At 73.6% G+C, this 7,597-nt stretch carries 6 protein-coding genes and 1 pseudogene; 2 read left to right on the top strand and 5 right to left on the bottom strand.

Annotation, left to right across the window (positions count from 1 at the left end; genetic code table 11):
* Positions 1–1,227, bottom strand: a pseudogene (locus GA0115240_RS25910) (hypothetical protein); the annotation flags it as partial.
* Between the two features lie 90 nt (positions 1,228–1,317).
* A complete protein-coding gene (locus tag GA0115240_RS25905) occupies positions 1,318–2,292 on the bottom strand; it encodes a 5-dehydro-4-deoxyglucarate dehydratase (protein WP_093740200.1) in 975 nt (324 codons plus the stop codon).
* A 282-nt stretch (positions 2,293–2,574) separates the two neighbouring features.
* Here GA0115240_RS25905 and GA0115240_RS25900 point away from each other — a divergent pair, with 282 nt between their 5' ends.
* Complete coding sequence (locus GA0115240_RS25900) at positions 2,575–3,408, top strand: NAD-dependent epimerase/dehydratase family protein (protein WP_093740198.1); 834 nt, start codon at positions 2,575–2,577, stop codon at positions 3,406–3,408.
* A gap of 37 nt (positions 3,409–3,445) precedes the next feature.
* Here the strand turns inward: GA0115240_RS25900 and GA0115240_RS25895 are convergent, their stop codons facing one another.
* From GA0115240_RS25895 to GA0115240_RS25885, 3 genes are all read right to left on the bottom strand, one after another.
* Entirely contained in the window at positions 3,446–3,886 is a 441-nt protein-coding gene (locus GA0115240_RS25895; protein WP_093740196.1) for a response regulator, read from the bottom strand.
* A complete protein-coding gene (locus GA0115240_RS25890) occupies positions 3,883–5,433 on the bottom strand; it encodes a sensor histidine kinase (RefSeq protein WP_237555211.1) in 1,551 nt (516 codons plus the stop codon). The genes GA0115240_RS25895 and GA0115240_RS25890 overlap by 4 nt, the downstream gene beginning before the upstream one ends.
* A 164-nt stretch (positions 5,434–5,597) precedes the next feature.
* Complete coding sequence (locus GA0115240_RS25885; protein ID WP_370673375.1) at positions 5,598–6,893, bottom strand: PP2C family protein-serine/threonine phosphatase; 1,296 nt, start codon at positions 6,891–6,893, stop codon at positions 5,598–5,600.
* 257 nt (positions 6,894–7,150) lie between these two features.
* Here GA0115240_RS25885 and GA0115240_RS25880 point away from each other — a divergent pair.
* The coding region (locus GA0115240_RS25880; RefSeq protein ID WP_176725172.1) for a TerD family protein at positions 7,151–7,597 on the top strand (447 nt) is incomplete at its 3' end.

The following is a 7,597-nucleotide window of genomic DNA, read 5'->3' as shown; positions in this document are numbered from 1 at the left end:
GGCTCGCCGGGGCCGGGCCGGTCCGTCAGAGGCCGCCAGCTCCGCCCAGCCCCCCGGCGGACCGCGTCCAGGTCGGCGTCGGAGGCCAACCCGGCGTGGTAGAGCCGCAGTTCGGTGGCGCCGAGTTCGGCGGCGTGGGAGGCGTCCGCGGCCAGGCGGGCCGGATTGCCGCCCAGGCCGGCCACGATCCCGAGGTTGGCGGCCAGTACGGTGCGCGGGCCGCGGTGCGGCGCGGTCGGGCCGAGCATCGCCTCCCGCGCGGCCGGCCCGCCGGCGCAGGGCAGCACCAGGCCGTCGGCGTGCCGCAGGATGTGCGCGGGATCGACCCCGGCGTTCGCCCCGCAGTGGTACGCCGCCGGGTCCGCGTGCATCAGCACCTGGAAGCCGGGCGGGGCGGCGGCCCGGACCGCGGCGACGGCCTGCTCCTGCAGCGACCGCGCGGTGCGCAGCCGCCAGTCGAGGCTCAGCGCGGTGAACTCCGCACCGAGCAGCGCCGCGATGCCCGGCACGCCGGACTCGCCCGAACCGGAACCGGAACCGGCCCACACGGGCGCCAGTGCGTGGCGGACGGCGGCGGCGAGTTCGTCGGGATCGGCGCCGGACTCCGCGTACCCGTCGCGGCAGTACGGGCAGAAGCAGAGCGACATCAGGTACTGGGCCGCGTCGCCGAGCGGCACGCCGGCGGTCTTGTCGTGGGCGTGCAGGTGCGCCAGCCCGTACCAGCCGAGGGACTCCAGTTCGGTGCCGGCCGCGCCCGGCCGCACCGCGGCCTCGGCGGCGAGGTCCAGCAGGTAGCGGCGGACGGCGGGCTGCCCGATGCAGGGCGCCCACGGGTAGCGGTCGCCGTAGGCGTTGACCACCGAGGTGTGCGGGTATTCGCGGCCCAGCAGGGAGTTGTGGGCGAGCACCACCCAGGTGTGGACGTCGAGCCCGGCCGCCCGCAGAGCGTCCGCGGCGGCGCCGTGGGCGTCCTCGGCCGCGGCCCACGAGCCGGCCGGCCGGGGGCGCGAGTTCCCGGCCCCGCCAGCGCTGTTCGTCCGGCGGATACAGCACCGAGGCGTGTTCCGCGGTGACGACGCGGTGGACGGGGTGGCGCGGGGTCAGGGCCCGGGTGGAGTGGTAGGCGGACGCGAGGGTGACCTGCCGGACGCCGAGCGCGGCCACCCGGCCGGCGGCTTCGGGGTCGCCGACGACGTCCCAGGGGTAGAGGAAGGCGGAGGTCTTCACGGCAGGCGGCCGGCCTTCTGTCGGGGGGCGGTTGGGGTGGCGGACGGTGCGTGCGGAGCGCTGCGCGGAGCCCGGCGGGCTGGACAGGGCCTAGGCCGAGGGGGGCGTGCCCGGGGCGCCCTCGCCGAGCAGCGCCAGGCCCTGCTCGATGAGTTCGGCGAGTTCCTTGGTGTGGGCGGGCGACGGCTCGGACAGCGGCGGGCGGACCTCGCCGACGTCGAGGCCGCGCAGCCGGACTCCGGCCTTGACCAGGGAGACCGCGTAACCGCGGCCCTGGTTGCGGAGGTTGACCAGTGGCCGGTAGAAGCCGTCGAGCAGCCGGTTGACGGTGGCGTCGTCGCCGGTGGTCAGGGCGCGGTGGAAGGCGAGGGCGATCTCGGGTGAGAAGGCGAAGACCGCCGAGGAGTAGAGCAGCACCCCGATGCCGCGGTAGGCCAGCCCGGTGAGTTCGGCGGTGGGCAGGCCGTTGAAGTAGAGGAAGTCGCGGCCCGGCAGTTCGGTGCGCACCGCGCTGATGATGCGCTGCATCAGGTCCAGGTCGCCGCAACCGTCCTTCAGGCCGATGATGTTGGGCACCTGGGCGAGTTCGACCACGGTCTCCGGGGTGAAGACAGCGTTGTCCCGCTGGTAGACGATGACGTCGAGGGAGGTGCCGGCGGCGAGCGCCGTGTAGTGCCGCAGCAGGCCCGGCTGATCGGCGACGACGAGGTAGGGCGGCATGGCGAGCAGTCCGTCGGCGCCGGCTTCCTCGGCGAGCCGGGCGTACTGGACGGCGAGCGCGGTGCCGTAGCCCGCGCCGGCCACCACCGGCACCCGGCCGGCCGCCGCCTCGACGGCGGCGGCGACGCAGGCGCCGAACTCCTGCGGGGTCAGCGCGTGGAACTCACCCGTGCCGCAGCAGGCGAAGACCGCCGCCGCCCCGGCGTCCACGCCCGCCCGCACGTGGGCGCGGAACACGTCGAGGTCGAGGCTGCCGTCCGGGCCGAAGGCCGTCACGGGGAAGAACAGCAGGCCGTCGAGGCGGTCGGCGAGGGCGGATTCGCGTGCGGGTGAGGGTGAGGTCATCGGGTCCCCCCAGAGGGTGTGCGCTCGGTGTGCGCTCTTCTGATTAATGTCTATATGCGTGAACGCTGCCACGCTAGGCGAGGTTCCCGGCGGTGGTCAAGCCGAGGAGCAGGCCGGTAGGCCCTCACCGAGCAGCCCCCAGCCCGGGGGCGCCATCCGCTGTTGTCTACGTACATGAACCATGTCCATGGATATACTCGACCTCGTCGTACGCCCGCGAAAGGCCGCGGCAGGCCGCTCCCCGGGCCCGCCGCGGCCGGTGAGACCGAGGAGACCTTACGCATGTCCGCTGTGTCCGCTCCCGCTCCGCGTACCGTCCTGCTCACCGGCGCCGCCGGCGGTGTGGGCACCTTGATGCGCGAACTGCTGCCCTCGTTCGGCTACCGGCTGCGGCTGCTCGACGCCCGGCCGATCCAGGACGGCCCCGGCGCCGGCACCGCCATCACCGCCGACCTCGCCGACCGGGACGCGCTGCGCGCCGCGGTCCGCGGCGTGGACGCGATCCTGCACCTCGCCGGCATCTCCAAGGAGTCCGACTTCGACCGGATCCTGCGCGCCAACATCGAGGGCACCTACAACCTGTACGAGGCCGCCCGCGAGGAGGGTGTGCGCCGGATCGTCTTCGCCTCCAGCAACCACGCGGTGGGCTTCACCCCGCGCCCCCGGGGCGGCGACCCGCTCATCCCGGTCGACACCCCGCGCCGGCCGGACACCTACTACGGCCTGTCCAAGTGCTTCGGCGAGGACCTCGCGCAGCTCTACGCCGACCGGCACGGCATCGACACCGTCTCGATTCGGATCGGATCCTGCTTCCCCGCGCCGAGCACGGTACGGATGCTCTCGGTCTGGATGAGCCCCGCCGACGGCGCCCGGCTCTTCCACGCCGCGCTCACCGCCGACGTGACCGGGCACACCGTCGTCTACGGCAGCTCCGCCAACACCCGCCTGTGGTGGGACCTCGGGCCGGCCCGGGCGCTGGGCTACGAGCCGCAGGACGACTCCGAGCCCTTCGCCGCGGCGCTGATCGCCGAGCAGGGCGAACTGGACCCGGCCGACCCGGCGCAGGCCAACCTCGGCGGGGCGTTCTGCACCGACGCGCCGCGCTGGGAGCACTGAACCGGGCGGGCGCGGCGCGGCGGGGCCGCCGGGCCGGTCAGCGGCCCGGCAGCCGCACCACCGAGACGAAGAAGTCGTCGATCTGCCGGACCGCCTTGATGAACTGGCTCAGGTCGACGGGCTTGGTGACATACGCGTTGGCGTGCAGCTTGTAGCTGCGCACGATGTCCTCCTCCGCGGAGGAGGTGGTCAGCACCACCACCGGGATGACGGCCAGCTCCGGATCGCCCTTGATCTGCTCCAGCACCTGGCGGCCGTCGTACTTCGGCAGGTTGAGGTCCAGCAGGATCAAGTCGGGGCGCGCCGCGCCGGTGTGGGCGCCGCGCCGGTAGAGGAAGTCCAGCGCCTCCTCACCGTCGCGCACCACGTGCAGGGAGTTGCGGATCTTGTTGTCCTCGAATGCCTCGCGGGTCATCAGCTCGTCTCCCGCGTCGTCCTCGACGAGCAGGACCACGATCGGCTGTACGGCGTCGGTCATGCGGGCTGCGCTCCCTCGGAGGTCGGGACGTCGGCGGCCGGGACGGCCGGAGCCTGCACGGCGGCGGCCGGCAGGGTGAACCGGATCCGGGTGCCGCCGGTGTAGGAGGTGTCCACGGCGATTCTGCCACCGTGGTGCTCGACGATCTTCCGGCACATGGCCAGGCCGATGCCGGTGCCGTCGTAGACGTCCCGGCTGTGCAGCCGCTGGAAGATCACGAAGACCTTCTCGCTGAACTCCGCCGGGATGCCGATGCCGTTGTCGGTGACGGTGAAGGTGTGCTCGCCGTCCGGACCGTCGGCGCTGTCCACGGTGATCAGCGGCGGGCGGTCCGGGGAGCGGAACTTGACCGCGTTGCCGATCAGGTTCTGCCACACCATGGTCAGCAGCGTCCGGTCGCCGGTTGTCACGGGCAGCTCCGCGGGGCGGCGCACCTGCGCGCCGGACTCCTCCAGAGTCCCGGCCAGATTGGCCAGCGCCTGCTCCAGTACCGCGTCCAGCCGCACCGGCAGCCGGTCGTCGTAGGTGCGGCCGACCCGGGAGAAGGCCAGCAGGTCGGTGATCAGGATCTGCATCCGCTTGGCGCCGTCCACCGCGAAGTCGATGTACTGCACGCCGCGTTCGTCGAGCTTGTCGCGGTAGCGCTTCTCCAGCAGCTGGCAGAAGGAGGCGATCTTGCGCAGCGGTTCCTGGAGGTCGTGCGAGGCGACATAGGCGAACTGCTCCAGCTCCGCGTTGGAGCGGCGCAGCTCCTCGGCCTGGGCGGTGAGTTCGTCGGCCTGGACGGTCAGCCGGCCGCGCTGGTCGCGGGCTTCGGCCAGCGCGCTGGCCAGGCCGCCGCGCATCGCCTCCACCGCCTCGGCCAGTATCCGCAGGTCGGCCGGTCCGGCCGGCTCGATCCGGCCCTCGAAGTCACCGTCGGCGACCCGCAGTGCCCCGTCGCGCAGCCGGTTCAGCGGCCGGCCCACGATCTGCCGCAGCAGCAGGGCCAGCACCAGGGCGGCGACCAGGAAGCAGGCCAGCATGGCCAGGAAGACCGCGTCCCGCTCCCCCTCGATGTGCCGCAGCTGGGCCTGGCTGTGCACCCGGTCGGCGAGCAGATGGCTGTCCTCGGCGGCGTACAGCCCCCGGATCCGGTCGAACGCCTGCTTGCTGCCGTCGAGCAGCGCGCTGTCGGACGCGGTGGACCGGCCCTGCCGGGCATGCTGCACCAGCGGCTCGGCGTAGTCGGCGCGCCATTGGGCGGCGGCCTTCCGCAGCGCCGCGAGGTCGGCGGTGGCGCGGTCGTTCCCGCTGATCAGTGGCTGCAGCCGGGCGGCGCTCTGCTTCTCCTCGGTCAGGCCGTCGGTGTACGGCACGAGGAACTGCGCGCTGTGCGTCAGGACGTAGCCGCGCACCCCGGTCTCCTGGTCGAGGAGCGCGGACTGCAGCCGGACGCCTTCGACCCGGGCGGGCTGGACCCGGCCCGACAGGTCGTCCGATATCTGCGAGTTGCGGGCCAGCAGCCGCGCGCCGACCACGGCGAAGACGATCACCAGCAGCACCATCACGGCGAGCACCAGATTGAACCAGACCTGGACCGTGGCCCGGCCGCGCAGCGCGGACCTGACGGTCGCGGCGGAGGCGCCCGGAGTCGCGGCGGAACGCTGGGAGGCGGCCGGTACCGGACCGCCGGGCCCGCCGACCGGGGGAAGAGCTGTTTTGTCCGCTGTCACAATGAGGTTTTCCATCCGACGTGTACGACTGCCGCGTCGTCGGCCAGACCGCCGTGGTCGGCGGTCGCCGTCTCGGCGGCGCTGATCAGCGCATCGACGAAGTCGTCCGGCGGCAGCGTGCCGTGCTGCCGGGCCAGGGCCAGCAGGCCCTCCTCGCCGAGGCGCTCAGGACCGGCACCGAACCGCCACTCGAACAAGCCGTCGGTGAACAGCACCAGCGACTCGCCGTTCAGCGGCAGCGTGGTCACCGGCCAGACCGCGATGCCCGGCAGCAGTCCCAGTGCGGGACCGCCCTCCGGCTCGTACCAGTCGACGGCCGCGCCGCGGCGCACCAGCAGTCCGGGGTGGCCGGCCCGGATCAAGCGTACCGAGCGGCGGTCCGGCGGGAACTCCAGGGCGATGACGGTGGCGAAGACATCGGTGGCGGCGCGCTCGGCGACCAGCATCTGCTCCAGCAGCCGGGTGCGGTCGGCGGCGCCGGTGCCGGCCAGCACGAAGGAACGCCAGGCGACCCGCAGGCACACCCCGAGGGCGGCCTCGGCGGCGCCGTGGCCCGACACGTCGCCTACGACGACGTGCACGGTGCCGTCCTCGGTCTGCACCACGTCGAAGAAGTCGCCGCCGAGCAGCGCCAAGTCGCGGCCGGGCAGGTAGCGGGTGGTCACCCGCAGGTCGTCGGTGCGCAGCAGCGGGGTGGGCAGCAGGCCGCGTTCCAGCCGGGCGTTCTCCTCGGCCCGCAGCAGGCTCTCGCGCAGGGCCACCGTGGCGCGTTCGATGTGCCTGCGCTGGACGGCGTAGCGCATGGCGCGGTCCAGGGCCTGCGGTTCCAGCAGGCTCTTGGACAGGTACTCGTGGGCGCCGGCCGCGACCGCGGCCAGCCCCGCGTCCTCCTCGGACAGGCCGGTCAGGACGACGACGGGGGCGCCCGGGGCGTCGCGCAGCAGCCGGGTCACCGCGTCCACCCCGAACGCGTCGGGCAGGTGCAGGTCGAGCAGCACGCAGTCGGGTGCGGGTCCGGCGGTCAGCAGCTTCACCGCCTCGGCCAGGTTGCGGGCGCGCAGCAGCTTCGGGGAGTGGGGGCCGTCGCCGAGGTACTCCTCGACCAGCAGCGCGTCACCGTCGTCGTCCTCGACCAGCAGCACCGACTCCGGGCCGTCCGGTGCGCGCACGGCCCTGATGTCCAGGGCCCTGGCGTCCCGCACCCGCGGCAGGCGGGCCTGCGGGATTCCCGGTGGAGACCCGGCCTGAGCCGGGGTGTCGAGCCCGGTGCGCGCCGGGCCGTTCTGTGCCACTCCCTCATCCTCCAGCATGCGGCTGCCCACCCACAGATGATGTCGGGCCGAGCGTACGTGAAGCGCCCTCCCTCGCATATGCGGCAACCCCATGACGCCATCCTCCCGAGGGGCGTGCCGGGAACGGCGGCACCGCTCAAGGCTCTCGCGCGCCCCGCCCGCACCCTTGCTCGCCGCGTGCGCTCCCTTCCGCGGGGGCGCGTACCCCGTCCGGCCGGGTAATGGAACCGCAAAGCGAAGTCGGTCGTTACCGGGGCATGAACGCTATGACGCCTGGCTCGAATGTGCCGCTCGCCGTGCCCCGGGTGACCGTGGAGGTCGCCGCCAGTGTCCGGCTGGATGTGTCGGGACTGCTGCTGGGCGCCGACGGCAAGGTCCGCTCGGACGACGACTTCGTCTTCTACAACCAGCCGCAGGGCGCCGGGGTGGCCTACCGTTCGGGCAGCGGCTCGGCGCCGGACGCCATCACGGTCGACACGGCGGCGGTCCCGGCCGCGGTGGAGAAGATCGTGGTGACCGCCAGCCTCGACGGCGGTGCGGCCTTCGCCGGGACGACCCCGACCGCGACCGTGCGCGGCACCGACGACGGCGCCGAGATCGCGTCGTTCACCCCGACCGGCCTCGGCCCGGAGACGGCGCTGGTCGTCGTGGAGGTCTACCGGCGCGGCGGCGACTGGAAGGTCCGCGCGATCGGCCAGGGGTAT

The organism is Streptomyces sp. DvalAA-14 (assembly GCF_900091855.1).
Lineage (GTDB): Bacteria > Actinomycetota > Actinomycetes > Streptomycetales > Streptomycetaceae > Actinacidiphila.
This window is presented reverse-complemented; position numbering and strand designations above follow the sequence as displayed.